This is a genomic window from Micromonospora sp. SL1-18 (assembly GCF_047921505.1).
GTDB lineage: Bacteria > Actinomycetota > Actinomycetes > Mycobacteriales > Micromonosporaceae > Micromonospora.
Genome location: NZ_JBLROA010000003.1, coordinates 102,261 through 128,724, shown reverse-complemented (window position 1 = coordinate 128,724; position 26,464 = coordinate 102,261). Strand labels below are relative to the sequence as shown.

The 26,464-nt window shown below is 72.9% G+C and carries 23 protein-coding genes, 1 pseudogene and 1 riboswitch; of the genes and pseudogenes, 12 read left to right on the top strand and 12 right to left on the bottom strand.

What is annotated here, in order from left to right; all coding sequences use genetic code 11:
* Positions 1-91: 91 nt before the first annotated feature.
* Positions 92-233, bottom strand: a riboswitch (cyclic di-AMP (ydaO/yuaA leader).
* A 290-nt stretch (positions 234-523) separates the two neighbouring features.
* From ACNAW0_RS02365 to ACNAW0_RS02335, 7 genes and pseudogenes are all read right to left on the bottom strand, one after another.
* Positions 524-1,303, bottom strand: a complete 780-nt coding sequence (locus ACNAW0_RS02365; RefSeq protein ID WP_416285982.1) for a hypothetical protein — start codon at positions 1,301-1,303, stop codon at positions 524-526.
* 151 nt (positions 1,304-1,454) lie between these two features.
* Positions 1,455-1,964 carry a hypothetical protein gene (locus ACNAW0_RS02360; protein WP_416285981.1) on the bottom strand — a complete coding sequence of 170 codons (510 nt, stop codon included), beginning with the start codon at positions 1,962-1,964 and terminating at the stop codon, positions 1,455-1,457.
* Positions 1,965-2,121: 157 nt separating this feature from the next.
* Positions 2,122-2,718: an acyltransferase family protein gene (locus tag ACNAW0_RS02355; protein WP_416285980.1), complete on the bottom strand. Its 597-nt coding sequence runs from the start codon at positions 2,716-2,718 to the stop codon at positions 2,122-2,124.
* 76 nt (positions 2,719-2,794) lie between these two features.
* Positions 2,795-3,085: pseudogene (locus ACNAW0_RS02350) on the bottom strand (acyltransferase); the annotation flags it as partial.
* A 26-nt stretch (positions 3,086-3,111) separates the two neighbouring features.
* Entirely contained in the window at positions 3,112-4,530 is a 1,419-nt protein-coding gene (locus ACNAW0_RS02345) for an RNA-guided endonuclease InsQ/TnpB family protein (protein WP_416285979.1), read from the bottom strand.
* Positions 4,527-5,144, bottom strand: coding sequence for an IS607 family transposase (locus ACNAW0_RS02340; RefSeq protein WP_416285978.1), 618 nt, complete (start codon positions 5,142-5,144; stop codon positions 4,527-4,529). The genes ACNAW0_RS02345 and ACNAW0_RS02340 overlap by 4 nt, the downstream gene beginning before the upstream one ends.
* Positions 5,090-5,362: a hypothetical protein gene (locus ACNAW0_RS02335; protein WP_416285977.1), complete on the bottom strand. Its 273-nt coding sequence runs from the start codon at positions 5,360-5,362 to the stop codon at positions 5,090-5,092. Before ACNAW0_RS02335 ends, ACNAW0_RS02340 begins: the two co-directional genes overlap by 55 nt.
* 167 nt (positions 5,363-5,529) lie before the next feature.
* On the opposite strand from ACNAW0_RS02335, the gene ACNAW0_RS02330 reads away from it, so the two are divergent.
* From ACNAW0_RS02330 to ACNAW0_RS02285, 10 genes are all read left to right on the top strand, one after another.
* Positions 5,530-6,855, top strand: coding sequence for a polysaccharide pyruvyl transferase family protein (locus ACNAW0_RS02330; RefSeq protein WP_416285976.1), 1,326 nt, complete (start codon positions 5,530-5,532; stop codon positions 6,853-6,855).
* Between the two features lie 89 nt (positions 6,856-6,944).
* Entirely contained in the window at positions 6,945-8,045 is a 1,101-nt protein-coding gene (locus ACNAW0_RS02325) for a glycosyltransferase family 2 protein (protein WP_416285975.1), read from the top strand.
* Positions 8,042-8,545 (top strand): GNAT family N-acetyltransferase, encoded by a 504-nt coding sequence (locus tag ACNAW0_RS02320; RefSeq protein WP_416285974.1) that lies wholly within the window; start codon positions 8,042-8,044, stop codon positions 8,543-8,545. Before ACNAW0_RS02325 ends, ACNAW0_RS02320 begins: the two co-directional genes overlap by 4 nt.
* A complete protein-coding gene (gene pseI, locus ACNAW0_RS02315) occupies positions 8,542-9,594 on the top strand; it encodes a pseudaminic acid synthase (RefSeq protein WP_416285972.1) in 1,053 nt (350 codons plus the stop codon). Before ACNAW0_RS02320 ends, pseI begins: the two co-directional genes overlap by 4 nt.
* Positions 9,595-10,014: 420 nt before the next feature.
* Positions 10,015-10,998, top strand: coding sequence for a UDP-N-acetylglucosamine 4,6-dehydratase (inverting) (gene pseB, locus ACNAW0_RS02310; protein WP_416285971.1), 984 nt, complete (start codon positions 10,015-10,017; stop codon positions 10,996-10,998).
* Positions 10,995-12,152: a DegT/DnrJ/EryC1/StrS family aminotransferase gene (locus tag ACNAW0_RS02305; RefSeq protein ID WP_416285970.1), complete on the top strand. Its 1,158-nt coding sequence runs from the start codon at positions 10,995-10,997 to the stop codon at positions 12,150-12,152. Before pseB ends, ACNAW0_RS02305 begins: the two co-directional genes overlap by 4 nt.
* Positions 12,153-12,163: 11 nt before the next feature.
* Positions 12,164-13,024 carry a hypothetical protein gene (locus ACNAW0_RS02300; protein WP_416285968.1) on the top strand — a complete coding sequence of 287 codons (861 nt, stop codon included), beginning with the start codon at positions 12,164-12,166 and terminating at the stop codon, positions 13,022-13,024.
* Positions 13,014-14,843, top strand: a complete 1,830-nt coding sequence (locus ACNAW0_RS02295; protein WP_416285967.1) for a class I SAM-dependent methyltransferase — start codon at positions 13,014-13,016, stop codon at positions 14,841-14,843. The genes ACNAW0_RS02300 and ACNAW0_RS02295 overlap by 11 nt, the downstream gene beginning before the upstream one ends.
* On the top strand, positions 14,840-15,571 hold the full coding sequence (locus ACNAW0_RS02290) for a cytidylyltransferase domain-containing protein (RefSeq protein ID WP_416285966.1): 732 nt from the start codon (positions 14,840-14,842) through the stop codon (positions 15,569-15,571). Before ACNAW0_RS02295 ends, ACNAW0_RS02290 begins: the two co-directional genes overlap by 4 nt.
* On the top strand, positions 15,568-16,620 hold the full coding sequence (locus tag ACNAW0_RS02285; protein WP_416285965.1) for a PseG/SpsG family protein: 1,053 nt from the start codon (positions 15,568-15,570) through the stop codon (positions 16,618-16,620). The genes ACNAW0_RS02290 and ACNAW0_RS02285 overlap by 4 nt, the downstream gene beginning before the upstream one ends.
* An 81-nt stretch (positions 16,621-16,701) precedes the next feature.
* On the opposite strand, the gene ACNAW0_RS02280 is transcribed toward ACNAW0_RS02285, so the two are convergent.
* Entirely contained in the window at positions 16,702-18,675 is a 1,974-nt protein-coding gene (locus ACNAW0_RS02280) for a hypothetical protein (RefSeq protein ID WP_416285964.1), read from the bottom strand.
* Between the two features lie 165 nt (positions 18,676-18,840).
* Here ACNAW0_RS02280 and ACNAW0_RS02275 point away from each other — a divergent pair, with 165 nt between their 5' ends.
* Positions 18,841-19,473: an alpha-ketoglutarate-dependent dioxygenase AlkB gene (locus ACNAW0_RS02275; RefSeq protein WP_416285963.1), complete on the top strand. Its 633-nt coding sequence runs from the start codon at positions 18,841-18,843 to the stop codon at positions 19,471-19,473.
* A gap of 72 nt (positions 19,474-19,545) precedes the next feature.
* Here the strand turns inward: ACNAW0_RS02275 and ACNAW0_RS02270 are convergent, their stop codons facing one another.
* Positions 19,546-22,035 (bottom strand): DNA gyrase/topoisomerase IV subunit A, encoded by a 2,490-nt coding sequence (locus ACNAW0_RS02270; protein ID WP_416285962.1) that lies wholly within the window; start codon positions 22,033-22,035, stop codon positions 19,546-19,548.
* Positions 22,036-22,067: 32 nt separating this feature from the next.
* A complete protein-coding gene (locus ACNAW0_RS02265; protein WP_416285961.1) occupies positions 22,068-24,125 on the bottom strand; it encodes a DNA gyrase/topoisomerase IV subunit B in 2,058 nt (685 codons plus the stop codon).
* Positions 24,126-24,316: 191 nt separating this feature from the next.
* Here ACNAW0_RS02265 and ACNAW0_RS02260 point away from each other — a divergent pair, with 191 nt between their 5' ends.
* Positions 24,317-24,973, top strand: coding sequence for a class I SAM-dependent methyltransferase (locus ACNAW0_RS02260; RefSeq protein ID WP_416285960.1), 657 nt, complete (start codon positions 24,317-24,319; stop codon positions 24,971-24,973).
* Between the two features lie 99 nt (positions 24,974-25,072).
* On the opposite strand, the gene ACNAW0_RS02255 is transcribed toward ACNAW0_RS02260, so the two are convergent.
* The gene (locus tag ACNAW0_RS02255) at positions 25,073-25,930 is read right to left on the bottom strand and encodes a YwiC-like family protein (protein WP_416285959.1); all 858 of its coding nucleotides are present in this window, start codon (positions 25,928-25,930) and stop codon (positions 25,073-25,075) included.
* A complete protein-coding gene (locus ACNAW0_RS02250; protein WP_416285957.1) occupies positions 25,927-26,256 on the bottom strand; it encodes a cupin domain-containing protein in 330 nt (109 codons plus the stop codon). The genes ACNAW0_RS02255 and ACNAW0_RS02250 overlap by 4 nt, the downstream gene beginning before the upstream one ends.
* Between the last annotated feature and the right edge of the window lie 208 nt (positions 26,257-26,464).

The window sequence follows — 26,464 nt, the reverse complement described above, 5'->3', positions numbered from 1 at the left end:
ACCGGAACTCGGCTCGCCGGTCAGGCGAGCGAGGGCACCGCCACTCCGTGGAGGCGGGGGGAGGATCGGGGGGTGGATGGCACGAGGAGGGCACTCCTTCCGTGGCCGCCTACCGGGTTAGCTGACGGATTCGGGCGGGAAGTAGGCCCTACCGCGGGTCGCAGCTCGCGGATTCACCCCGGTGTTGCACTGGGTCCCCGGTTCGTTTGATCACGATTGAGCGGGTCGGTACGGCGTCGCCACATGCGATCGGAAACCGCACCAGACGCGCCGACACTACCGGTGAGTTCACCGCCTGCCAAGCGCTCCTACCTGCTTAAACATCGGAATTGCGACGCCGACCGGAACAGCAGGCAACCTGACGTCACTCAATGGGACAAGCAGTTATCACGGGACTGCCGGGCCCGAATCGGACAACGGGTGGATGATCGGCCCGGAATTGCGGGAGTCGATCACCCGAGCCTACCCGGATGACCGTTTCCGCGCTTGCGGTGACCTCGCTCACCAGATTTTTGGTAACGATTCAGCCGACCCGCGCGGGACGGAAGCGGGCAGTGCGGACGCCGGTCGCGCCGGCCGGCACCGCCGCGCGGGCCAGGGCCACCGGCTCGGTGCGGCGTACCGAGACCGGGCGGGGGCGCAGCGCCTCAGCGGCGGCGTACGCCTCCGCGGCCAGGGTGCGGGCCGCCTCGGCGGCCACCTCGGCGTCGCGCCACGCCCGCTGCTCGCGCTCGGTGGCGGCCCGCCAGCCGGCCCGCCGGCCGTCGCGTGCCGCCCGGGCCAGGACGAACTCCTGCTCGGCCGGGTGCCGGCGCGGGTTCCACCCGTTGCGGTGGGCGAGGACGTCGGCGAGCTGCCGGCCGGTCAGGTCGCCCCGCCAGTGCGCCGCCATCGCCGCGTGGTGCAGCCACCGCTCCCGGGCCGCGTACTCGGCCGGCGTCCGGGGGGTCCGCGGCTCGGGCAGCACGACGGCGCCGGCGAGGCGCCGGGCGGCCTTCTCGGACTCGTCGTACGCCTCCCAGGCCCGTTCGGCCGCCTCCTGGGCGGTCAGCCACTGCTCGCGGCGCCGACGGGCGGTCCGCGCGGCCCCGGCGGCGGCCACCGCCACCTCGTCGGCGTACCGGCACAGGTCGGCGCGGCGGGCCGCCTCCTCGGCGGCCGGATCGGGGGCGGGATCCACCGGGCGCTCCGGCCGGGTGACCAGCACGGTCAGCACGCCCAGGGCGAGCAGGAGCAGGACCGACCAGATGGCGGCGGCCTCGGGAACCTTGGCGACGAAGTGATAGAGAACGATCTTCTGCATTGGTCGGTACCTCACGGGAACGGCGTGGCGGAGAGGCCCACACGGGCCCGCGGGGCGGGGCGCGACCGGGTACGGGCGCCGTCTGGCCGTCGTCGGGCGGGTGCGGGGTGAGGTTCGGTAAGGCAAGCGCGGGCCGCGGCCCGCGGGATCGTCAGCGGGCGGGCGGGGCCCGGGGGCCGGCGGCAGCCGGGACCAGCCCGACCAGGACACGCTGCCGGTCGACCGGAGCGGCCACGACCCGACCGGGCCCGCCGACCGAGAGGACCGCCCGCTCGGCATGGTCCAGGTCGCCCTGGACGACCTGCCGCTGGGCGGCGCCGGCCGGGTCGGTGCCGGGCGCCGCATGCTCGCCGCGGCCGGCCACCGCACCGGGCGCTCCCGTCCCGGCCCCGGCGACCGCGTCGGCGGCCCGGTCGGACCAGCGGAGCAGCCCCCGGAGGGCCGGGTTGGCACCGGGCTCGGGAGCGCTCAGGTGCCCGGCCCGGAGGGCCGACGTGTCGACTGCGGGCGTGGGGGCAGCCGCCTGAGCCGTCGCGGCCGGGCCCAGGGGCAACGCGGCGGCGCCGAGCGAGCAGGCGGCGACCACGGCCAGGCTGGCCAGCATGCGGGCGGTCCAACGCGCCACCCACCACAGGGGACAGGTGAGCGCGATCGGAAGCACGGATCCAAATTACCGCCGAAACGGCCGGAAAGCACCATCGCCGGGCGTGTCGCACTGGCCGAGGGAAGGCGGCACCGCCCAGGGTGGACAGCGGCCGGGCGGCGGGCTCCCGCCACGGGTCCGGCGGCGGAAGGACGCCGCGCGGCGGCCACCCGGCTCAGCCCGGGTCGCGCTGCCCGGCGTACTCGACCGACCTGGGCCGTGGGACGCGGACCGCGACCGGCGCGGCGGGGGTGGCCGGCGGGCGGGGCCCGCGCGATGGTCCCAGCCGGCGCATCATCGGCGTCTCCACCCAGCGGTGCAGGGCCGCGGCGAGCAGCAGGTTGACCACCAGGAAGGCCAGCACGAAGAGCGGCCCCCACCAGCCGCCCAGCCCCTCCCCCCAGTGGCCGGTGAGCCGCAGCACGGTCTTCATCACCAGGACGTGCACGAGGTAGAAGGCGAACGAGACCTCACCGAGCCAGATCATCGGGCGTGACCGCCACGGCGTCCGCCGGCCGTGCACGTCCGCGTCCGCCGCCGCGGTGATGACCAGGAGGTACGCGACCGCGAGCAGGGCCGCCCAGAACTCCGCGCGGATCCACTGGGCGGCGATCACCCAGATGGCGGCGAAGAGCAGGCTGGCCAGGGGCAGGGTCGGCCCGCGCCACCGGCCCCGGCGCAGCAACTCGGCCGCCGCGACGCCCATCCAGAACTCCAGCGACCGGGCCATCGGGAAGACCTGGGCGAACCACCACCGGTTCTCCTCGGGCACCAGCAGCTGACCGGGGCCAGAGGGCCAGGATGAGCAGCGGCGCGGCGACCACCGCCACCCACAGCAGGCCGGTGCGGGCCCGGCGCAGGTAGGGCAGCACGAACGGCAGGCAGAGATAGAAGGCCAGTTCGCAGGAGAGCGACCAGCTCACGTTGTTGACGCTGTAGTAGTACCCGTCGAAGGGGAGCCAGGCCTGCACCAGGAAGAGGTTGCCGAGCGCGGCCCATGGGGCGATCGGGTCGGCGAACCAGAACGCGACGGCCAGCGCCACCACGAACATCACCAGGTGGTTCGGATAGATCTTGGCCAGCCGGCAGCGCAGGAAGGTACGCCGCGGCTCGCCGTCGCGGTACGACCAGACCAGCACTGAGGATGAAGAAGAACTGCTTCCTACTAGTTGCTCATTGTTGAGCGGTTCGGATGTTTCGCTCTCCGCCTGGCCGTGGTGGCTGGGCTGGAGTCCTGGACCGGCAGTCTGGTCCGGTGGCGATCGGCCCGGTCCTGCAGGATCTGCTTCACCCGCTGGTGTGGGGTGTGCAGGGCGATATCGGGATCGCCTAATCGGTGCAGGATGTTGATCGCGGCGTTCACGTCGGCCTGCCACACCACCCCGCACGCGGTGCAGTAAAACCGGTCCCCGCTACGGCGGCCGAAGCGTCCGCAGCGGTGACAGGTTTGTGAGGTGTAGGCGGCGTTGACGGGAACGAGCGCAGAACCTCTACGCTCCGACACGTTCTTCAGCGCCTCGGCGGTGACTCCCTTGGTCCACGCGGCGAGACGCCGATTGATGTTCTTGCCGAGCTTCTTGCGGGCGGTGAAGCGTTTGGTGAGGTCTTCGGCCACGATGGTGGCGGCCTTGTCGATGACCTCGTGCACGGCGGTGAAGATTTCCGTCCGCACCCGGGCCCGGTGGCGGGTGGCCTGCCGGTCCCGTTTGGCGGTGCCGAGGTTGTTGACCTTGATCCGCTGCGCCTTCGCGTGGTTACCGCGGGCGGCGGCGGTGTTGGCGATCGAGCGCAGCTTCGCCCGGCGCCGGTTGCGTTCCTTCAGCCGATCCGACTCGCTGGTCAGCAGCTCACCGAGCCGTTCACCGTGGGGCTCGCCGTCAGAGTCGGTGAGGGCCTCGGTGTAGCCCTTGTCCACACCGACCGTTGCCTCACCGCACGACCGTCGGGATGACGGCAGGTGCGCTGCGTCGATCTGGTAGTGCACCTCCACCCGACCGCCCCGCAGGATCAACCGCAGCGTTCCCGTCGGCGCGACCGTCGTCGACAGCGGGATCCTGACCATCTTGCGGGGCTCAAGACCAGGAACAACCAGCCACAACCGGCCCCGCCCATCGACGGCGTTATTGTAGTTGTCGGCGCGTACGACGATCTGATCGTGCGTGCGGTTGCGGCCCCGCTTCCAGTGCCGGCGCATCTGCCGAGCCAGGAACGGGTCGTCCGCCCACCGGTCGGCCTCCAGCGCGTCGAACATCCGCTTCCGCTGTACCGGATCGTCGGTGCGCCGGACGATGGCCCGCCGCACCTGCACCTTGGCCGCCTCCCGGTTCGCGGTGATGTCGCCCATCGCGTCGCGCACGGTTTCCTTCCACGCGTTCGCCAACACACCAAACGACACGGGCGTGTCCTCGGCCAGCCACTGGTCCCGCACCTGCCGGTGCCGCAGTCCGGACCCGACACCGCCGATCGACCCATACCGCTGCCACACCTCACCACGCACCCGACCCAACCGACGAGCCTGCTCCTGCAACACGGCGTACTTACCCGGATTCAGGGCGGTCGAATACGCGATACGCGTGACCTTCACCGGCCATCCCCCGCGGTCAGGACCGCCCCTTTGAATTCCTTCTCGTAATGCCGCAGCCCGTACAGCCGACACGAGAAGCTACCTACGATGGCCAACAGGTCCTCGGCCAACTCCCGCTGCGGGGACAGGGCCTCCTGATTGGCCACGACGATCTCGCAGCCGCCGCGGGCGGCCAGGTGCTCCAGCAGGTCGAAGCCGAATCGGGCCAGCCGGTCCTTGTGGGCCACCACCAGCGTGGCAACCTCGCCCCGGTCGATGGCGTCCATCAACGCCAGGAGCTTCTTGCGGCGCAGGTTCATCCCGCCACCGATCTCGCTGACCCACTCGTCCACCGCCAGGCCGCGAGCCAGACAGAACTGCTGCATTGCCGCCACCTGCGAGGCCAGGTCGCCCTTCTGCCCCGGCGAGGAGACCCGGCAGTACACCACCACCCTGCGTCGGTCGGCGTCGAAGCCAGGCTGCAACACCCTGCGCACATCGGAGTCGTCGAAGTACCGCTGCCCCGACGGCAGACGGCGGGCCACAATCCGGCCTTCCGCCTCCCAGCGACGCACCGTGCTCACCGAACGACCGATCCGCGTAGCGAACCCGCCGATCCGATAGACACCGCCCACGACGGTCGACAATAGACGGTTCTGGCCAGAAAAGCGATCACTGGTGGCTCCTCCACACCGGAGAGGCCGAGAGCGAAGGCCCTGTTCGCCACGACCTGGTAGTCGGCATCGACGACGATCCGCATGGTGCCGACGTGGAAGCCGAAGACCAGCAGTGCGGCGATCCAGCGCAGCCCGGTCAGCGAGGGCAGCCGGACGGGGTGGGCCGGGGCGGTCACCCCGAGGACCCTACTCGGACGGCGGCCGTCCAACAGAAACTGCCACGCGGGGGCGAAGCCTTACCCGTCAATACATTAGGATCTCTCTTTCTTGCGTACCAGCATGACACGCGGGGGTGGTCCACCGGCCGCTCGCACGGTGTCCAGGGAGGAAAGGTGGACACCGCATGCACCAGCGGATCCTGCTGCGTGCCCGGAAGGGCCCGTTCGACGTGGTCAGCCCGGAGGAGACCTTCGAGCGGAACTGGCTCGCCGACAACGGCGGCAATCTGGTCTTCGGCCACGCGACCCACAAGCTCCTGGCCACCTCGACCGCGGAGATCACCCCGACCGAGTACCGGTCCGACTCGTACGACCCGCGGGAGCTCAACGAGAAGTACGACGTCTTCGTGGTGCCGCTGGCCAACGCGTTCCGGCGCAGCTACCTCGACCGGCTGCAGTCGATGACCCGGTTGATCGAGAAGCTGAAGATCCCCGTGGTGGTGCTCGGCGTCGGCACGCAGACCAACGTGCACGGCGACCGGGAGTACCTGCGTCCGATCGACGACGCGGTGAAGGCCTTCTGCCGGGCGGTGCTCGACCGCTCGCACAGCATCGGCGTACGCGGCGAGGTCACCGAGGACTACCTGCGTACGCTCGGCTTCTCGGCAGTCGAGCAGATCGGCTGCCCGTCGATGTTCCTGCACGGGGACAGCCTCCGCATCGAGAAGGGCAGGGCGGCGCTGGGCCGGGAGGACCGGGTCGCGCTGACCATCTCGCCGTACGTCAAGCCGATGGCGAAGATCGTCACCCACCATCACGAGCGCTACCCCAACCTGCGTTACCTCCCGCAGGACCTGCGGACCCTGGGCACCCTGCTGTACGGGGACGCCGCGGAGCACCGCAACAAGAGCAGCGCGATGCCGGTGCACAGCAGCCATCCGCTGTTCGTCGAAGACAAGGTGCGGATGTTCGTCGACCCGTGGACCTGGATGGAGTACCTGTCCGGCTTCGACTTCGCGTTCGGCACCCGGATCCACGGCACCATCACCGCGCTGCTCGCCGGCACCCCCGGCTACCTGTTCGCCCACGACTCCCGCACCCTGGAGCTGGCCCGCTACTTCGACATCCCGCACCGGATCATGGGCGACGTGCCGGCCGACGTCGACGCCGCCGAGCTCTACGAGGAGGCCGACTACACCGCGCTCAACGAGGGGCACAAGGCCCGCTTCGCGACGATGATCCGCTTCCTCGACCGGCACGACCTGGGGAACGCGTTCGCCGACGGGGACAGCGCGGGCCGCTTCGACCAGCAGGTCCGGGCGGCCTCCTTCCCACCGGCGGTCCGGCCGCACCACGCCCTCGACCGGGACGACCTGTTCACCCGCCTGCAGTGGCTGCGTGACCAGCACACGGAGCTCCAGCAGGAGGTGGTCGCGCTGCGCTCGATCCGCCTGCACACCCGGGTCAAGGAGGCGGTGAACGGCCGGGTGCGCCGGTTACTCGGACGTTAACCCCCCGCTCGCAGGCTGTTCAGCGACCGCACCTCGGCGGGCCACGTCAGGTTTCGGACCTGGCCACCCGGGCCCTCGATGGTGTCCGGGTGGCCACCGAGATTCGATACCCACTGCTGAGCGTCGTCGTGCCCGTGCACGGTGTGGAAGCTCTCCTGTACCAGTGCCTCGACTCGATCCTCGGCGGCCTCGGGGCCGCCGACGCCGCCGATGTCGAGGTGATCGCGGTCGATGACGCCTCGCCCGATCGTTGCGGGGAGATGCTGCGGGAGTACGCCGCCGGCCGACCGACGATGCGCATCGTGACGATGCCGAGCAACGTGGGCCTCGGCCTGGCCCGCAACGCCGGGCTGGACGAGGCGACCGGGCAATACGTCTGGTTCGTGGACAGCGACGACTGGCTTCCGCCGGGCTCGATGCCGGAGGTGCTGGCCCGGCTGCGCGCGGACCGGCCGGACGTGCTGCTGCTGGACCACCTCCGGGTGCATCAGGACGGCCGGCTGGAGCCCGACGCCAGCAGCCCGCTGCTGCGCGGGGTCGACGGCTGCGTACGGCTGGCCGAGCGGCCCCAGCTGCTGCGGGTCCAGCACACCGCCTGGAACAAGGTGGTCCGGAGGGCCTTCCTGACCGAGCTGGGCCTGCGCTTCTTCCCCGGCTGGTACGAGGACATCCCGTTCAGCCACCCGCTGCTCATCGCGGCGGAGCGGATCGCCGTGCTCGACCGGATCTGCTACCGCTACCGCCAGGGCCGCCCGGGCGCGATCACCTCCACCCGCAGCGACCGGCACTTCGACGTTTTCGACCAGTACGACCGGCTCTTCGGCTGGCTGTCCGCCACCCGGCCGGACGACACCGCGCTGCGGGCCGAGCTGTTCGCGCTGATGGTCAGCCATCTGCTGGTGGTGGTCGGCAACGACCACCGGATGCCGGCGGCGCTGCGCCGTCCGTTCTTCCGGCGGGTGGCCGGGCACTACCGCCGCCACCGGCCGGCCGGCGACTACCCCCGCCCCGGTGGGGTGGGCGGCCTCAAGCACCGGCTCGTCGCGGCCAACAGCTACCTGGCGTACTCGGCGCTGCGGGCAGTGCACCAGATCGCCGGCCGGCTGCTCCCGGCGCCCACCGCCGCCCCGTCGACCGAGCCGGTGGCGGTGCCCGCCGAGCAACCCGGCGCGATGGCGGGGCGGCAGTGACCGCGACACTGCGCCCGGCCGGAGTCGGGGACCTCGACCGGATGCGCCGCTGGCGCAACCACCCGCAGGTACGCGGGGTGAGCCTGACCCAGCACGAGATCGGCCCGGAGGAGCACCTCGCCTGGTGGGAGGCGGTCCGCGCGGACCCGGACCGGCGGGTGCTCATCCACCTGCACGGTGGGCGCCCGGCCGGCGTGGTGACCTTCTCCGGCGTCACGTCGCCGGAGAAGGCCCTGGTCTGGGGCTTCTACCTGGACCTCGACGGCCTCGAGGAGCATGGCGAGCTGCTGCGGGCCTGGATGGGCCTGCAGCGTACGGCGATCGCGCACGCGTTCGAGACGCTCGGGGCCCGGACCCTCGGCGGGGAGACCCTCGCCGACAACAAGCCGGTGCTGGCGCTGCACCGGCGCTTCGGTTTCCGGATCGTCCGCCGTTACGAGCGGGAGATCGACGGTACGCCGCACCAGGTGGTGTGGACGGAAATGAGCAGGGGAACATGACCAGCACAGTGAAGATCGGGCCGCACCTGGTGGGTCCCGGCGAGCCGCCGCTCGTGGTCGCCGAGATGTCCGGCAACCACAACGGCAGCCTGGACCGGGCGCTGGAGATCGTGGACGCGGTGGCGGAGAGCGGGGCGCAGGCGCTCAAGCTGCAGACGTACACCCCGGACACGATCACCATCGACCACGACGGCCCGGCCTTCCGGATCTCCGACGGTCACGACCTGTGGGGCGGGGAGAACCTCTACCAGCTCTTCCAGCGCGCGCACACGCCGTACGAGTGGCACGCGCCGATCTTCGAGCGGGCCCGCCGGCACGGGCTGACGGTCTTCTCCTCGCCGTTCGACCACACCGCGGTGGAGCTGCTGGAGGAGTTAGGCGCGCCGGCGTACAAGATCGCCTCGTCGGAGCTGGTGGACCTGCCGCTGATCCGGCTGGTGGCGAGCACCGGCAAGCCGATGGTCATCTCCACCGGGATGGCCACGATGGCCGAGATCGACGCCGCCGTCCGGGCGGCCCGCGAGGGTGGCGCCGACGGTGTGGTGCTGCTCGCCTGCACCGCCTCCTACCCGGCGCCGCCGCAGGACAGCAACCTGCGTCGGGTGCCGGTGCTGGCCGACGTCTTCGGCCTGCCGGTCGGGCTCTCCGACCACACGCCCGGCATCGGCGTGCCGGTCGCCTCGGTGGCGCTCGGTGCCTGCCTGATCGAGAAACACGTCACGCTGGCCCGGGCCGACGGCGGCGTGGACTCGGACTTCTCCCTGGAGCCGGCGGAGCTGGCCGCGCTGCGGGTGGAGACCGAGCGGGCCTGGGCGGCGCTGGGCAGCGCGGTGGTCGGCCCCACCCCCACCGAGCGGGAGGGCCTGCGCTTCCGCCGGTCCCTGCACGTGGTCGCCGACGTCCGGGCCGGCGAGCCGGTGACCAGCGCGAACGTTCGTTCCATCCGGCCGGCCGGGGGGCTGCACCCGGACGAGCTGGACCGGGTGCTCGGGCGGACCTTCGCTCGCGACGTGCCCCGGGGCACCCCGCTGGCCTGGGACCAGATCTGACCGACCCGGGTCACCGGGCAGGTCCCGGTCGCGGATCGCGGCGAGTCGGGGCATCCCAGGTGCGGGGATGCCCCGACTCGCCGCATGTGCGTGAGCGACTCCCACTTGTCGTTGCCGCGATATTCCAGATCGTCCACCTGAAATTCACCTGGCAATTCCAGAGCGTTTCTGAAGACGTTCCTAAGCTGTTCGAGCTCCATTGTGGTTCTCCTCGCCGGCCGGCTCGTACGGCCGGTTCGACGGCCGAGTGTGGCCGAGGAAAACCGCGCCATCAGGACGATAACCTGCCGAAAACGGTTGGCTCGCAGGGCGGGCGGCATTCATCCGGCCAGCTACCGGAGTTAACCATCGGGCGTCGAGATGTTTACCGAGCACACCTAGCGTGCCACCCGTCATCAGAACCCAGGAACGGAGCGCCAATTGAGTGCGTTGAATGGTTCTTCCATTCTGATCACCGGGGGGACGGGCTCCTTCGGGAAGACCTTCCTCCGACACGTCCTCACCGAGGCCACGCCGGCCCGGGTGGTTGTGTTCTCCCGGGACGAGCTCAAGCAGTACGAGCTGCGCCAGGAGCTGGGCGACGATCCGCGGCTGCGCTGGTTCATCGGTGACATCAGGGACCGGCACCGGCTGACCCGGGCGATGCACGGCGTCGACCACGTGGTGCACGCCGCCGCCCTCAAGCAGGTCGACACCGCCGAGTACAACCCCTCGGAGTTCATCGCCACCAACATCACCGGCTCCCAGCACGTCGTCGACGCGGCCATCGAGGCGGGCGTACAGAAGGTCATTGCCCTCTCCACCGACAAGGCGTCCAGCCCGATCAACCTGTACGGCGCGACGAAACTGGTCGGCGACAAGCTCTTCATCTCGGCCAACCACTACGCCGCGCACCACCCGACCCGGTTCGCCGTGGTCCGCTACGGCAACGTGATGGGCAGCCGCGGCTCGGTGGTGCCGCTGTTCCGCCGGCTCGCCGCCGAGGGGAAGAGCCTGCCGATCACCGACAAGCGGATGACCCGGTTCTGGATCACCCTGGACCAGGCCGTCCGGTTCGTCCTGGACTCGTTCGACCAGATGCAGGGCGGTGAGCTGTTCGTCCCGCGCATCCCCAGCATGCGCATCCTCGACCTGGTCGAGGCGGTGGCCCCGGACGCCACCACCCACGAGGTCGGCATCCGCCCCGGCGAGAAGCTGCACGAGGAGATGATCGCGCCGGACGACAGCCGCCGGACGCTGCGCGCCGCCGACCGGTTCATCGTGCAGCCGACCATCGCCACCTGGGGCTACCAGCCGCCGAGCGGCTGCGAGCCGGTGCCGGACGGCTTCGCGTACCAGTCGGACAACAACGACCAGTGGCTCAGCCCGGAGCAGCTGCGGGAGATGCTGGGGATCACCACGTGACGGCGCTGCTGCCGTACGGCCGCCAGCACATCGTCGAGGAGGACGTCACCGCGGTCGCCGAGGTGCTGCGCGGTGACTGGCTCACCACCGGCCCGCAGGTGCAGGCGTTCGAGGACGACCTCGCCGGGTGGACCGGCGGCGTCGGCTGCGCGGTGGTCTCCAACGGCACGGCGGCGCTGCACACCGCGTACGCGGCGGCCGGTGTCGGCCCCGGCGACGAGGTGGTGGTGCCCCCGATGACCTTCGCCGCCACCGCCAGCACCGCCGTGGCCCTCGGCGCGAAGGTGGTCTTCGCCGACGTCGAGGAGGAGACGTTCACCCTCGACCCGGCGGCGGCCGCCGCAGCGGTCACCTCGCGTACCCGGGTGGTGTCGGCGGTGGACTACGCCGGCCACCCGGCGGACTACGACGCCCTGCGGCGGGCCCTCGCGGGCAGCGACGCGCTGCTGCTCGCCGACGCCGCGCACTCGATCGGCGCCCACTACCGCGGCCGGCCGGTCGGCTCGCTGGCCGACCTGACCACGTTCTCGTTCTTCCCGACGAAGAACCTCACCACCGCCGAGGGCGGGGCCGTCGCCGCCACCGACCCCGCGGTGCTGGAACGGGCCCGCCGGTTCCGCAACCACGGACTGGTCCGCGACCGGGCCGAACAGCGTTGGCCGGACGAGGGCGGCTGGCACCAGGAGGTGCACGAGTTCGGCCTCAACTACCGGCTGCCCGACGTGCTCTGCGCGCTCGGCCGCAGCCAGCTGCGCCGGCTCGGCGACTTCCTCGCCGCCCGGGAACGCCTGGTCCGCCGGTACGACGAGGCCCTCGCCGACCTGCCCGGCGTGCTGCTCCCGGCCCACCGCTCCTGGGCCCGGCCGGCCTGGCACCTGTACCCGATCCGGGTGCTCGACGGACGACGGCGCGAGGTCTACGACCGGATGCGGGCCGCCGGCATCGGCGTACAGGTCAACTACATCCCGGTGCACTGGCACCCTGCCTTCGCCGACCTCGGCTACCGGCGCGGATCGTGCCCGATCGCCGAATCGTTCTACGAGCAGCAGCTCTCCCTGCCGCTCTACCCTGGGCTCAGCGACGCCGACCAGGAGCGGGTCGTGGAAGCCCTCGCCACCGCGCTGCGAGGCGCACCGGCAGCGAGTGCGGCCTGAGACGGAGAGCGATGCATCACGCCAACCACTTCTATGGGCACGGGCACGTGCTGGCCCGCTACTGCGGGCTCGGCGACCGGCACCCGCCCCGGATCAACGGCTACGTCCAGCACGGCTGGAACATCGGGGACGGGCTGGCGCCCGGCCACCCGTACGTCGAGCGGACGCCGAGCCTGCTCTGGTCCGAGCAGACCCGCCGCCGGGCCTGGGCGGTGGGGCGGCGCAACGTGGCGGTCATCGGCGCGCCGTTCACCTACCTGCTGGCACTGCGTCCCGAGGACCCGCCGCAGCCGGAGGAGACCGAGCCGCCGGCGCGGGAGGGCACCATCTGGTACCCGTTCCACGGCTGGGAGGGGCAGCACGTCAAGGGTGACCACCGGGAGCTGATCGCCCGGATCCGGGACACCGAGCCCGGCCCGGTGACGGTCTGCCTCTACTGGCACGAATACGGCATGCGCCGGGTGCGCCGGCTCTACGAGCGCGCCGGGTTCCGGGTCATCTGCCACGGCTATCGCGGCCACTGGTGGCGGGACACCGATCCGCTCTTCATCGACAAGCAGCTCACCGAGCTGCGCCGGCACAAGCGGGTCGCCTCCAACCGGCTGACCAGCGCCATCTTCTACGGCATCGCCGCCGGCTGCGAGCCGGCCGTCTACGGCGACCCGATGGTGCTCGCCGACGAGGACCCCACCTTCGGCGGTACCGCCCGAATCCGCCGTCAGTGGCCGGAGCTGCACGGCGAGTCGGTGGACCTGCCCACCGCCGTCGAGCTCGCCCGCGCCGAACTGGGCACCGACCACCGCTGCGCCCCGGCAGAGCTGCGCGAGCTGCTCGGCTGGGCGCACCTCCAGGAGAACGACGTTGACGACTGACACTGCCCAGGCCGGACGAGTCATGCTGCCCGGCGGCGAGATGCTGGCCTGGTCCGACCTGCGTACCGCCGACGGGCCGGCCGGCGGTGGGCCCATTGCCGTGCTCGCGGCCCGCGTGGTGCCGGCCGGCGCCCGGGTGCTGCTGGCCGGGCCGCACGAGCCCGCGTTCCTCGACCAGCTGGCGCACGCCGAGGTGACCTGCCTGCTCCGCAGCCACCTCGACGGGGCGGCGCTGGCCAGCCTCGCTGCCGACCGGGCGGTCCGGGTGATCGTCGGTGGGCCTGCCGGCCTGCCGGCCGGCGAGACGTACGACGTGGTGATCGCCGCTTCGGGGCTGGACCCGGTGGAGTCGATCGAGGGGGCCCGGCTCGGCTGGGAAGCCGTGCTCGCCACGCTGGTCGGCACCCTGCGCCCGGGCGGCACCCTGCTGCTGCGCCTGGACAACCCGGTGGGCCTGCACCGGATCGTCGACGTCTCCCCCTGGTACGCCGACCGGGACGACGCCGCGTGGACCATCGACGGGGTGCTGGACAGCGGTCACCCCGCCAACCTCGACCAGCTGCGCGGCCGGCTCACCGGCGCCGGCCTCACCCCGGACGCCTGCTTCGCCGCGTATCCCCACCCTGCCGCGGTGACCGCGATGGTGGCCACCGGGGACCTCGACCGGGAGACCTCCGTCGGATTGTTCGACGCCGTGCTGCACGGCGCCTGCACCGGCGGGTACGCCGACCGGCGGGTGCTCCAGGACCCGGCCCGGCTCGCGGTCGACGCCCTGCACGCCGGGCTCGCCGGCGCGCTCGCCCCCGCCTGGGTGGTGCTCGCCCGGCGGGACGCCGTCCCCGGGGCGGACCGCGCCGACCTGCCGGTGGCGCTGGCCCAGACCGGGCCGCCGGGAGTCGGGGTGATCGAGGTGGTGGCCGCCGCGCACGGCTGGCACTGGCGGGTCACCGACCCGCCGACCCGGGCCGAGCCGAGCGTCGGGCCGTACGCCAGCCGCACCGCGGCGTACCGGGACGCGGGTGCGCTGACCGGGCCGGTGCCGCCGGGCCGGCTGCTGCGGACCCTGCTGCTGGACGCCTGCCTGCGCCGGGACCTGGACACGGTGCGCACGCTGCTCTCCGGCTACGCCCGCTGGCTCGACTCGCACGCCGTCGACGGCTGGGTCTCCGGTGCCCCGGCGCTGGCCGGGGTGGACAACGTGGTGGTGGCCGGCGACGAGTTCGCGGTCCTCGACCCGAGCTGGCAGGCCGCGGAGCCGCTCGCCGTGGACGTGGCGCTGGCGCGTACGCTGTGGCGCTTCGCCAGCGTCCTGGTGACCGGCGGCTACGCCCACCCGTGGACCTCCACTCTCGACCTGGCCGGGCTCACCGTCGTACTCGGCGGGATGGCCGGCCGGGAGCTGGACCGGGCCACCGTGGCCGCGGCGGTGGAGACCGAGGCGGCGGTCGTCGCCGCGCTGCGCGGCCTGGACGCGGAGGGCCGGCTCACGCTCGTCGACGAGCTGGGCGCGCTGGAGCCGACCTCGCCGCCGCCCGGCCCGGAGAGCTACCAGCAGCTCCGGGAGGCCTGGCTGCGCCAGCGCGAGGAGCTGGGCCGGGTACGCGCGGTGCTGGGCTGGACCGAGGACCTGCTCACCAGCCGGGAGCGTGCGCTGCGCCGGGCCGACGCCATGATCAAACTGCTCAACGGGTCGGTCAGCTACCGGGTGGGTCGGCTCGTCATCACCCCGGCGAGGTGGGCCAAGCGGGCTGCCCGGGCCGGGAAACGCCGGCTGCGCCAGGCCCTGCGCCGCCGGGTGGTACGGGAGGAGCAGCAGTGACCCGCATCGTCGGCATCGTCCAGGCCCGGATGGGTTCCTCCCGGCTGCCCGGCAAGGTGCTGCGTCCCCTCGCCGGCCGTACGGTCCTCGGCCGGGTGGTCCGTGCCGCCCGGGAGAGCGGCGTCCTCGCCGACCTCGTGGTGGCCACCAGCACCGATCCGGTCGACGACGCGGTCGTCGCCGAGTGCGCCCGGCTCGACGTGCCCTGTCATCGCGGGCCGGTCGACGACGTGCTCGACCGCTTCGTCGGCGCGCTCGACGCCCACCCGGGGGACGCGGTGGCCCGGTTCACCGCCGACTGCCCGCTGCTCGACCCGGAGATCATCCGGCTGGTCGCCGACGTCTACCGGGCCGTCCCCGGGCTCGACTACGTCAGCACGTCGATCGCCCGTACCCTGCCCCGGGGGGTGGACGTGGAGATCATCGACGCGGCGGCGCTGCGCACCCTGCACCGGATCGCCACCGACCACCACCGGGTGCACGTCACCTCGTACGCGTACACCCATCCCGAGCTGTTCCGGGTGCTCGGGGTGACCCTCACCCCGGACCGCTCCGACCTGCGGCTCACCCTGGACACCGAGCAGGACTGGGCGCTGCTGCGGGCGGTGACCGACCACTTCGGCGACGCCAGCGTGCCGCTGGCCAAGCTCGCCGACTGGCTGGACGGCCAGCCGGGACTGCGGGCGCTGAACGCCGGGGTCCGGCAGAAGCGGCTGGAAGAGTCGTGACCGTCCGCGTCGGGCTGCGCTGCGACGCGGGACCGCGCCGCGGGGTCGGCCACCTCGTCCGCTGTCTCGCCCTCGGCGAGGAGTTCCTCGCCCGGGGCGCGCACGTGGAGCTGCTCGGCAGCGTGGCCGGCGTGGACTGGGCAGCCCGGCAGCTCGCCGCCCGGGGCATCCCGCACCACCCCGGCCCGGACACCCCGGCCGGTCTGGTCGCGGTGGCCCGCGAGCACGCGCTGGACGTGCTGGTCCTCGACTCGTACGAGCTGGACCCGGCCTGCGCGGGGGCGCTGCGGGCGGCCGGTATCCGCACCCTCGCCGTGGTCGACGGCGACACCCGTGGCCAGGACGCGGACCTCTACCTGGACCAGAACCTCGGCGCCGACACCGTCGCGCCGGCCGACCGGCTGCTCGCCGGCACCGGGTACGCCCTGCTCCGCCGGGAGGTGCTCAGCCGGCGGCCGGCGGCGCCCCGACCGCCGACACGCGCCGCCCGGCCCCGGGTGCTCGCCTTCTTCGGCGGCACCGACGCGTTCGGCGCCGCCCCGCCGCTGGCCCGCCTGCTGCTCGCCACCGGGCAGCCGATGGAGCTGACCGTGGTGGTCGCCCGGGAGTCGCTCGAGGCGGATCTGGTGGCGCTGCGTCCCGGCCGGGGCCAGACCCTGCGGCCGGTGCCGCCCACCGACACGCTGCCCGAACTGATCGCCGCGGCGGACCTGGTGGTCTCCGCCGCCGGCACGTCCACCTGGGAACTCTGCTGTCTCGGCGCCCCGTCGGCGCTGGTCTGCGTGGTGGACAACCAGCGCGAGTCGTACCACCGGGTGATCCGGGAGGAGGTCGCCGCCGGGCTCGGCGAGCTGCCCACGCTCGTCGCCGCCGGGCCGGAGGGCCACGCCGCCCGTACCCGCGCGCTCCGGATCCTGCGCGAGCTGCTCACCTCCGCCGAGCGCCGGGCCGACCTCTCCGCCCGGGGCTGGTCCACGGTGGACGGCCGGGGCCCGGCCCGGGTGGTCGACGCCGTCCTCGCCCTGCTCGCCACCCCCGCGCCCCACTGACCGCCCGGCCGACGGCCGGGGTCCGAGACCGACACCGCCCGACGGAGATCGACCCGCGCCGCGGCAGGTCGGGCCCGCGGATCAGTGGAGGCGTTCCAGGCGGACCCGGGTCCGCAGCTCTGGGCGGTCGGTGAGCAGTTGCCGCACCACGGCCTCCGCGTCGTCGTCGGCGGCGAGGAAGCGGATCCGGCCGGGCACCGCCGCCACCACCGCCGCCGAGCGGGCCGGTTCGGCCAGCGGCAGCTTGTAGTACGCCGGGCCGGACGCCCCGGCGGTGCCCTGGAGGGTGGCGACGAAGAGGCTGCACAGGTAGCCCTCCCGCCGCTTCCCGCTGGCCACCACGGTGACCGTGCCCGGCTCCACCGGGGCCTGGGCGAGCGCCCGGACGGTCAGTTCCGCCGGACCCGGGCGGGCCAGCCGTCCCGACCACCAGGCCGAGGCCCAGGTGGTGGTGCGGTGGTCGAGCGGCTGGGCGAACATGCCGGTGCCACCGGGCAGCCCGGCCACCCCGGCCGCGGCGACCACCACGGCCGCCGCCACCAGCAGTCGGGCGAGCGGCCCGGGCCGCCGGCCGGCCGCCGCCCACGGCGGGGGCAGCAGCAGGCCCAGCGCGCCGATGCCGACCAGCAGCAGCATCAGCAGCAGGTGCAGGGTCTTGCCGTAGTAGTAGCGCGGATCGGTGTCCAGCACGTGGAACCAGATCCGGAAGCCGAGCACGAAGACCACGGCCGTGCCGAGCGCCCCGGCGTAGCGCCGCCACACCGGCAGCCGCAGGCCGCCGGCGAGCAGGCCGGCGCCGACCAGCGCGGTGAGCGCCAGGAACGCGTCGTAGCGCGGCTCCACCGTGCCACCCGTGGCGACGTTGTCGATCTGGTCGGTGTTGAGCAGGCCGCCGATGCTGCTCAGCGGGATCAGCGGCACGGCGACCAGGGCCACCCCGGCGAGCACCAACGGGCGGCGCAGCACCGCCCGGCGCTGCCGGACCAGCCAGGCCAGCACCAGCAGTCCCACCACCGGCAGGAACATCAGGTACGCGAAGCCGACACCGACGCAGAGCGCGCCGACCAGGCAGAGCTGGGTGCCGATGCCGGCGACCGGCCGGCAGAGCACCGCCACCAGCAACGCGGCGAGCGCCAGGCCGAGGGTTTCGCCCGGGTAGCCGTACACCACGAACCGGGCCAGCTCCGAGCCGATGCAGAACGCGGTCACCACGCCGGCGACGGCCCAGGTCCGCGCCAGGTCGAGCTGCCGCCCGGCGATCCGGGTCGCGGCCCAGACCAGGGCGAGCACCATCAGGGCGTACGCGGACAGCGCCCAGCCCAGGTAGTGGTCGAGCGCGGCAACCGGATCGGCCGGGGCGGTGGACGAGCGCAGGAAGGTGTCCAGCAGCGCGGCGGTGAGGTGGAAGCCCTGCGGATACCAGGTCATCGCCTCCGGTGCGACCCTGGCCGCGGCCTGCGGGTCGGTGAACAGGTACCCGCCGACCGCGCGGATCCCCTCCACGGCAGCCAGGTGCCGACTGTTGTCCTCCCCGATCATCGCGTACGCCAGCCGACCGGCCAGGTCACCGGCGCGCAGGTACGGCCAGCCCAGCGCCACCGCCGCGGCCACCGCCGCCAGCACCGGCGGCAGGTCGGTCGCCGCGGGTCGGGGCCAGCGGGGGCGCCGGCCGGTGGCCAGGGCGACGCCGAGCAGGACGGTACCCGCGGTGCCTGCCACCGGCACCGGATGCAGCCCCCACGGCCACCCGGAGAAGAGCAGCCCGGCGGCGGCGACCGCGCCGAGCAGCAGGGCCGTGGCCAGCACCAGCCGGTCGAGCAGGGTACGGCCACCGCGCAGCAGCCCGGCGGTCAGCGCCAGCACCAGCGGCGGCAGCAGGGCGGCCGCACCCAGCGCGTACGCCAGGACGGGCAGCAGCCAGGCGGCGGCGAGCCAGAGCGCAGCGACGGTGACCCGGCGGGACGGTGGGCGCGGCGACGCCGGGGGTGACGCGGGCCGGTCCGGGTTCGCCACCGGCGGGGGCGTCGCCGGCGCGCGGGTCGAGTTGCTCTGCACGGGTGGTCTCTCCTCGGACGCCACCCGCCCGGACCCGGGCGGAGAGGCCTCACCATAGGCGGACCATGGCGACGAACGGCGACGACGACGTGTGCGGCAGATGACCGCCGGGCAACGAGAATGTCCGTCGTACACCTGTGCCAACGCGGCGGGTAGGGTGAGGGAATGACCGGGACCGCGTACCAGCCGTCGATGCTCGACGTCGCCGCGTCCCCGTCGCTGGGCCCGCTGGCGGGCCGGCTGCGTCGGCACCCGCTGACCCGGGGTGCCTGGGTCGACCACCTCCCCGGCTGGATCGCCGGCTCGGACGAGGTCTTCGAGGTGCTGCTGCGGGAGGTCCCCTGGCGCGCCGAGCGTCGCACGATGTACGACGCCGAGGTCGACGTGCCCCGGCTGCTCTGCTGGTACGGCGCCGGGCGACCGCTGCCGCACCCGATCCTCGGCGCGGCCCGCACCGCGCTGACCCGGCACTACGCGCCGGAGCTGGGCGAGCCCTTCGTCACCGCCGGGATGTGCCTGTACCGGTCGGGGCGGGACAGCGTGGCCTGGCACGGGGATACTCTGGGCCGCTCGGCGCAGGTGGACACGATGGTCGCCATCGTCTCCTTCGGATCCCCCCGCACCCTGCTGCTGCGTCCCCGCGGCGGCGGCGAGAGCCTGCGGTTCCCGCTCGGGCACGGCGACCTGGTCGTGATGGGCGGCTCGTGCCAGCGCACCTGGGAGCACGCCGTGCCCAAGACCACCCGCCCGGTCGGGCCCCGGGTCAGCGTCCAGTTCCGTCCGGCCGGCGTCGCCTGACCTGCCACCGCGCCACCCCCTCCCCGGGCAGGGGGTGGCGGCGTAAGCGGCCAGCCCCCGCCGGGTGCCGGGTCAGTCGCGTTCGATGAGGTGGCCGACGACGGCGGGGCCGAGCATGACAGCGAAGCCGGAGCCGTCGCGGCGCGGGTCCGCCGGGGGCAGGCCCACCGACTCGCCGTTGGCGGTCGCGCCGACCGGGCGTGGGCCCACCCAGGCCACCGCCAGGTCCGTCTCACCCTTGAGGAACCGCTGCGCACGCACGCCGCCGGTCGCCCGCCCCTTCGCCGGATACGCCTTGAACGGCGTCACCTTGACCGTGGCGCCGGTCGAGGTGACCACCATCGACTCCCCGTGCCCTGGGTCGTCGGTACGGACCGCGCCGAAGAAGACCACGTGCGCCCCGGCCGGCAGGTTGATGCCGGCCATGCCGCCGCCCTTGACGCCCTGCGGCCGCACCAGCGATGCCGCGAAGCGCAACAGTGACGCGTCCGAGGAGATGAACACCAGGGCGTCGGTGCCGTCGGCGAGCCAGGTCACCCCGACCACCTCGTCGCCGTCGCGCAGCGAGATCACCTCGAACTCGTCCGAGCGCACCGGCCACTCGGGCGCGCAGACCTTCACCACGCCCTGCCGGGTGCCCAGCGCCAGGCCGGGTGAGCCCTCCGCGGTCGGGCCGAGCGGCGCCAGACCCACCACCTTCTCCCCCGGCTCCAGCGGCACCAGCTCGGCCGCCGACATGCCGCCGCGCAGCGACACCGTGCCGGACTGCTCGGGCAGCACCGGCAGCGGCAGTACGTCAATCTTGAACGCCCGCCCGGCGCTGGTGACCAGCAGCACCCGGCCCCGCGCCGTGGAGTGGACGACCGCGCGTACCGCGTCGTGCTTGACCCGGCCGCTGCGCCGGCGCCCCTCGGCGGCCTCCTCCGACTCGGCCGCGGTCCGGGCGACCAGCCCGGTGGCGGAGAGGATCACCTGGCACGGGTCGTCGGCGACCTCCAGCGGCCCGGCCGGTACGGAGGCCGCGAGGACCTCCTTGAGGTCCCCGTCGACCAGGGTGGTGCGGCGCTCGGCGCCGAACTGCTTGACCACGGCGGCCAGCTCGTCGGAGACCAGCTTGCGCAGCACCTTCGGGTCGTCGAGGATCCGCGACAGGTCGGTGATCTCGGCGCGCAGCTTCTCCTGCTCGGCCTCCAGCTCCAGCCGGTCGTACTTGGTCAGCCGGCGCAGCGGAGTGTCCAGGATGTAGGTCGCCTGGATCTCGGAGAGCTTGAACTTCTGCATCAGGCCGTCCTTGGCGGCCTGGGCGTCCTCGCTGGCCCGGATCAGCTTGACCACCTTGTCGATGTCGAGCAGGGCGATCAGCAGACCGTCGACCAGGTGCAACCGCTCCTCGCGCTTGCGCTTGCGGTACGCGCTGCGTCGGGTGACCACCTCGTAGCGGTGGGCGAGGAAGACCTCCAGCAGCTCCTTGAGCCCCAGGGTCCGGGGCTGGCCGTCCACCAGGACCAGGTTGTTGATCCCGAAGGACTGCTCCAGCGGGGTGAGCCGGTAGAGGTCGGACAGCAGGGCCTGCGGGTTGACCCCGACCTTGCACTCGACGACCAGCCGGGTGCCGTTCTCCCGGTCGGTGAGGTCCTTGACGTCGGCGATGCCGGTCAGCCGCTTGGTCTTGTTGACCTCGTTGGTGATGGCCGCGATGACCTTCTCCGCACCGACGCCGTACGGCAGCTCGGTGACGGTGATGGCCTGCCGGCCGCGGCTGCCCTCCAGAGGGCCGATCTGGACCCGGCCGCGCATCCGCACCACGCCCCGGCCGGTCTCGTACGCCCGGCGCACCTCGTCCAGGCCGAGCAGCAGCCCGCCGGTGGGCAGGTCGGGGCCGGGGACGAACCCCATGAGCTTGTCCAGCGTGGCGTCCGGGTGGTTGATCAGCCAGCGGGCCGCCTGGACGACCTCGCCGAGGTTGTGCGGGATCATGTTGGTGGCCATGCCGACCGCGATCCCGGACGCGCCGTTGACCAGCAGGTTGGGGAAGGCGGCCGGCAGCACGGTGGGCTGGGTCAGCGAGCCGTCGTAGTTGGGCTCGACGCTGACGGTGTCCTCGCCCAGCTCGCCGACGAGCAGCATCGCCTCCCGGGACATCCGCGCCTCGGTGTAACGAGCGGCGGCCGGGCCGTCGTCCGGCGAGCCGAAGTTGCCGTGCCCGTCGATGAGTGGGGCGTTGAGCGAGAAGTCCTGGGCGAGGCGGACCATCGCGTCGTAGATGGCGGCGTCGCCGTGCGGATGGTACTTACCCATTACATCCCCGACAATTCGGGCAGACTTCACGTGGCCCCGGTCGGGGCGGTGACCCTGCTCGTACATCGACCAGAGGATGCGCCGGTGCACCGGCTTGAGGCCGTCCCGGGCGTCGGGCAGAGCCCGGGAGTGGATGACCGAGAAGGCATACTCCAGGTAGGAGTCGGAGACCTCGGTGACCAGCGGGTTGTCGAAGACCCGCGCGCCGGCCTGGTCGAAGGCCGACAGGTCGGCGCGGTCGCGGTCGTCCCTACGGCGTGCCATGGTTCAGCGTTTCCTTCCGAACGGACCGATGGTCAGGCGTCGATGGCTTCGCGGTCGACCCGGTCAGCCGAGTCGATCAGCCAGTTGCGGCGGGGTTCGACCTTCTCCCCCATGAGCAGTTCGAGGATCCGCTCGGCGGCCTCGACGTCGTCGAGGGTGATCCGGCGGACCGCCCGGGTGGCCGGATTCATGGTGGTCTCCCAGAGTTCGTCCGCGTCCATCTCGCCGAGGCCCTTGAAGCGCGGGATCGGGGTGACGATCTGCTTGCCGGCCTTCTCCAGCTTGCGGACCGTCGCCTCCATCTCGGCCTGGGTGTAGGTGTAGATGGTCTGCGGGTTGCGCCCCTTGGTGGTGATCTTGTGCAGGGGCGGCATCGCCGCGTAGAGCCGGCCCGCCTCGATCAGCGGCCGCATGTATCGGGCGAAAAGCGTGATCAGCAGGGTACGGATGTGCGCGCCGTCGACGTCCGCGTCGGCCATGATGAGCACCCGGCCGTAGCGCATCGCCGACAGGTCGAAGGTACGCCCGGAGCCCGCCCCGAGCACCTGCACGATCGCCGCGCACTCGGCGTTGTCCAGCACCTGCTGGAGGTTCGCCTTCTGCACGTTGAGGATCTTGCCGCGGATCGGCAGCAGGGCCTGGTATTCCGAGGAGCGGGCCATCCGGCTCGTCCCGAGGGCGCTGTCCCCCTCCACGATGAACAGCTCGCTGCGATCCACCCCGGTGGCCCGGCAGTCGACCAGCTTGGGCGGCATCGACGCGCCCTCCAGGGCGGTCTTGCGCCGGGCGGCGTCCTTCTGCTGTTTCTGGGTGAGCCGGACCCGGGCCGCGTCGACGATCTTCTGCAGGACAGTACGGGCCTCGGCCTTGGTCTTGCGGTCCTCCAGCCAGGCCTTCAGGTGCTGCTCGACCAGGCCCTGGAGCACCTTGGTGATGCCGGCGGTGGAGAGCTCGTCCTTGGTCTGCGAGGTGAACTGCGGCTCCGGGATCCGGACGTGCACCACCGCGGTCATGCCCTCCAGGACGTCGTCCAGGGTGGGCGCGTCCTCCTTGGGCTTGAGCAGGCCGCGGGCGTTGCGGGCCGCCTCGGCGAGGGTACGCACCAGGGCCCGCTCGAAGCCCTTGCGGTGGGTGCCGCCGTGCGCGTTGCGGATGGTGTTGGTGAAGCACTCGACGGTGCGCTCGTAGCCGGTCCCCCAGCGGAACGCGACCTCGACCTCGGCGCGGCGCTGCACGTTGGACTGCATCACGCCGTTGGCGTCGGCGGCGTTCTCCCGGTAGGTCCCCTCGCCGGTGACCAGCAGGGTGCCGGAGACCGGGCGGTCGCCGGCCGGGGCCAGGTATTCCACCATGTCGGTGAGGCCGTTGGGGAAGTGGAAGCTCTCCTCGACGACCTCCTCCCCCGTCTCGTCGCGCAGCCGGTACGCCACGCCGGGGACGAGGAAGGCCGTGTTGCGCAGCTTGAGCCGGACCGCCTCGGTGTCCAGCTTCGCGCCGGTCTCGAAGTAGCGCGGGTCGTGCCACCAGCGGATCGAGGTGCCCGTCGGCTGGCGGCGCTTCATCGCGCCGACGATCTGCAGGCCGGGGCCGGGGGTGAACGGTGCGTCCGGGCCGTCCCCGTCGAAGATCCCGGGCACGCCGTGCCGGAACGACATCGAGTGGATCTTGCCACCGCGGCGGACCGTGACGTCGAACCGCCGGGAGAGCGCGTTGACCGCGGAGGCGCCCACCCCGTGCAGGCCGCCGGAGGTCTTGTAGCCCGAGCCGCCGAACTTGCCGCCCGCGTGCAGCCGGGTCAGCACCAGCTCGACGCCGGAGATGCCGGACTTGGCGTGCACGTCGGTGGGGATGCCCCGGCCGTCGTCGTCGACCTGCACCGAGCCGTTGGCGTGCAGGATCACGTCGATCTTGGCGGCGTGACCTCCGACACCCTCGTCGGTGGAGTTGTCGAGGATCTCGTTGACGAGGTGACCAACGCCACGGCTATCGGTCGAACCGATGTACATGCCGGGGCGCTTACGGACGGCGTCCAGCCCCTCCAGGTGCGTCAGGTCGTCGGCCCCGTACAGGGTCTCAGGCTGTGCGGTCAACTGGTCGTACTCCCAGGTCTCGGCGGTTTGGTGCCGCTCACCGGTCCGCTCGCCACGGGCGGCGCGCCGGAGCGAGCCTAGCCCGACGATCCGACAGAGCTGTGGCACCGGGTGCGGTGCGCCGTCCGGTTAGGCTGCGGGATCGGTGCTGCCGCCCGGTCCAGGGCTGTCCCGGAGGCGAGGAGGCGTCCGTGCACGACAACGATGTGACCCACCGGTTGTCTTCCCCGGCGACTGTCGAAAGCGATCCGGCCGGCTGGTTCGAGCGGCTCTACGCCGACGCCGAGCGGGGCGAGGCAGTCGTGCCGTGGGACCTCGACCGGGCGCATTCCCTGCTCGGCGAATGGACCGAACGGATCCGGCCGGACGGATCCGGTCGGCGCGCCGTGGTCGTCGGGTGCGGCTTCGGCCGCGACGCCGAGCATCTCGCCCGCCTCGGCTTCGCCACCGTCGCCTTCGACATCTCTCCCACGGCGGTACGGGCGGCCCGCCGCCGCCACCCCGACTCCCCGGTCCGGTACGAGACCGCCGACCTGCTCGCCCCGCCCGGCGACTGGCTGAGCGGGTTCGATTTCGTGCTGGAGAGCATGAACGTTCAGGCACTGCCGACCGAGCTGCGGCAGCGGGCGATCCCGGCGGTCGGCCGGTTGGTCGCGCCGGGCGGGACGCTGCTGGTGATCGCGGCCGGCCGGCGGGACGACGAGGTCGTCGAGGGCCCGCCCTGGCCGCTCGCCCGGGCGGAGGTCGACGCCTTCGCCGCTGGCCCGCTGACCCCGGTGCAGGTCGAGGAGATCGTCGCCCCCGACGGTGGGGTCCGCTGGCGCGCCGAGTTCCGCCGGGACGCCTGACCGCCGCACGATCAGGAGCGGGCCGCGTACCCGACCCGGGTCAATCAGCCGGAACTGGGACGTGACCTGGGCAACTACGACGGACACCGACCCCGGCCGTCAGGCCCAGTGCCAGACCACCGCGGCGAACAGCAGCAGGGAGCCGACCAGCTCGATGACGCCGACCCGGACCGGAGCCAACCGACGGCCGGGCAGCAGCGCCGCGCGGAGCAGCAGCAGCGCGAAGACACCCGCCACCGCCGGCCCCCACCCGGCAGCCACCGCGACCAGCAGCGCCGCGACGTGGTACGCCCCGGACGCCCACCGGTAGCCGACGCTCTCGCGCTCCCGGATCATCGTCTTGACGTAGAGCACCATGCCGACCAGGTACGCGCCGACCGCCCCCGCCACTCCGGCCAGCCCGGTGGGCGGAACCCCGGCGACGGTGGCCACCACGAACACCATCAGCACGCTCTGCGCCACCGAGGCGAAGTCGTTGAGCAGGGCCCGCTCGCGGCGCCACCGGGCGTACCCGACGTTGACGGCGGCGAGCAGGGCGTACAGCGGGGCGTAGCCGAGGACCGCGGGCCGGGCCAGCAGCACCGGCACGACCAGCAGGGCGGCAGCGGCGCCGTAGAGCAGCAGCTGCGAGCGTACCCGGTCGGTGCGGCCGGTCTTGACCGCCAGCAGGGCGTAGTAGGAGAAGAGGTAGCCGGCCAGCCAGGCGCCGAGCAGCGGCAGGTGCGGCCACCGGAGGCCGGTGACACAGACCGCCGTGACGTACGGGATGAGCAGCATCGCCCAGGCGCCGTGCTGCGGCGGTAGGTAGCGGTGCCGGCGGCCCCGCTGGCGCGCGGCGACCGTGGACCTGGACCCGGCAGGCGCCTCGGTACGCCGGGCGGCGGACCGAGGCGGGGTGGTGCGGGCGGCGGTCGACCGGCCGCCGGGCGCGGCACCGGCGGGTGGGGCGGCGCTCATCGGCGGGCCACGGTGAGCAGCACCACGGAGTCCTCGTCGGCGTGCAGCGCGTGCCGGGCGTCCGGAATCACCAGCAGGTCCCCCGCCTCCCCGGGCCAGGACCGGTCCTGCGCGACCAGCCGGACCCGGCCACGCAGCACCTGCAGCGTCGCGTCCCCGGGGCTGGCGTGCTCCGCCAACTCCTGCCCGGCGACCAGGGCGACCAGGGTCTGCCGAAGCGACGTGCCGGCACCGCCGTGGACGGTCCGAGCGCTGCGCCCGCTGCCAGCGGTGCGAGCCAGCCCGAGCTGCTCCTCGGCCAGTGCGGAGAGCGAAGACGTGGACAAGTCGGCAACCTCCGGGAGTTGGTTCGGGAGAGGCGAGCCACAAACGGAGCCGCCGCGCCTCTTGCCCAGTTTCGGCGCTTCCTACCCGGCCGACCAGGGACTTTGGTCACTGATTCGAATCTCCACAGCCGACATCGCCGACCCCGGGGAGAGGTCAATGATCTATAGATCGGGCGCGGTTTCGCGGGGCTGGCGGACCGCCCGCCGA

What these genes read in the sequence shown, in the direction of transcription:
- ACNAW0_RS02365 (WP_416285982.1), bottom strand. Translation starts at nt 1,303, where the DNA reads ATGCAGAAGATCGTTCTCTATCACTTCGTCGCCAAGGTTCCCGAGGCC.
- ACNAW0_RS02330 (WP_416285976.1), top strand. Translation starts at nt 5,530, where the DNA reads ATGCACCAGCGGATCCTGCTGCGTGCCCGGAAGGGCCCGTTCGACGTG.
- pseI (WP_416285972.1), top strand. Translation starts at nt 8,542, where the DNA reads ATGACCAGCACAGTGAAGATCGGGCCGCACCTGGTGGGTCCCGGCGAG.
- ACNAW0_RS02300 (WP_416285968.1), top strand. Translation starts at nt 12,164, where the DNA reads ATGCATCACGCCAACCACTTCTATGGGCACGGGCACGTGCTGGCCCGC.
- ACNAW0_RS02275 (WP_416285963.1), top strand. Translation starts at nt 18,841, where the DNA reads ATGACCGGGACCGCGTACCAGCCGTCGATGCTCGACGTCGCCGCGTCC.
- ACNAW0_RS02270 (WP_416285962.1), bottom strand. Translation starts at nt 22,035, where the DNA reads ATGGCACGCCGTAGGGACGACCGCGACCGCGCCGACCTGTCGGCCTTC.
- ACNAW0_RS02255 (WP_416285959.1), bottom strand. Translation starts at nt 25,930, where the DNA reads ATGAGCGCCGCCCCACCCGCCGGTGCCGCGCCCGGCGGCCGGTCGACC.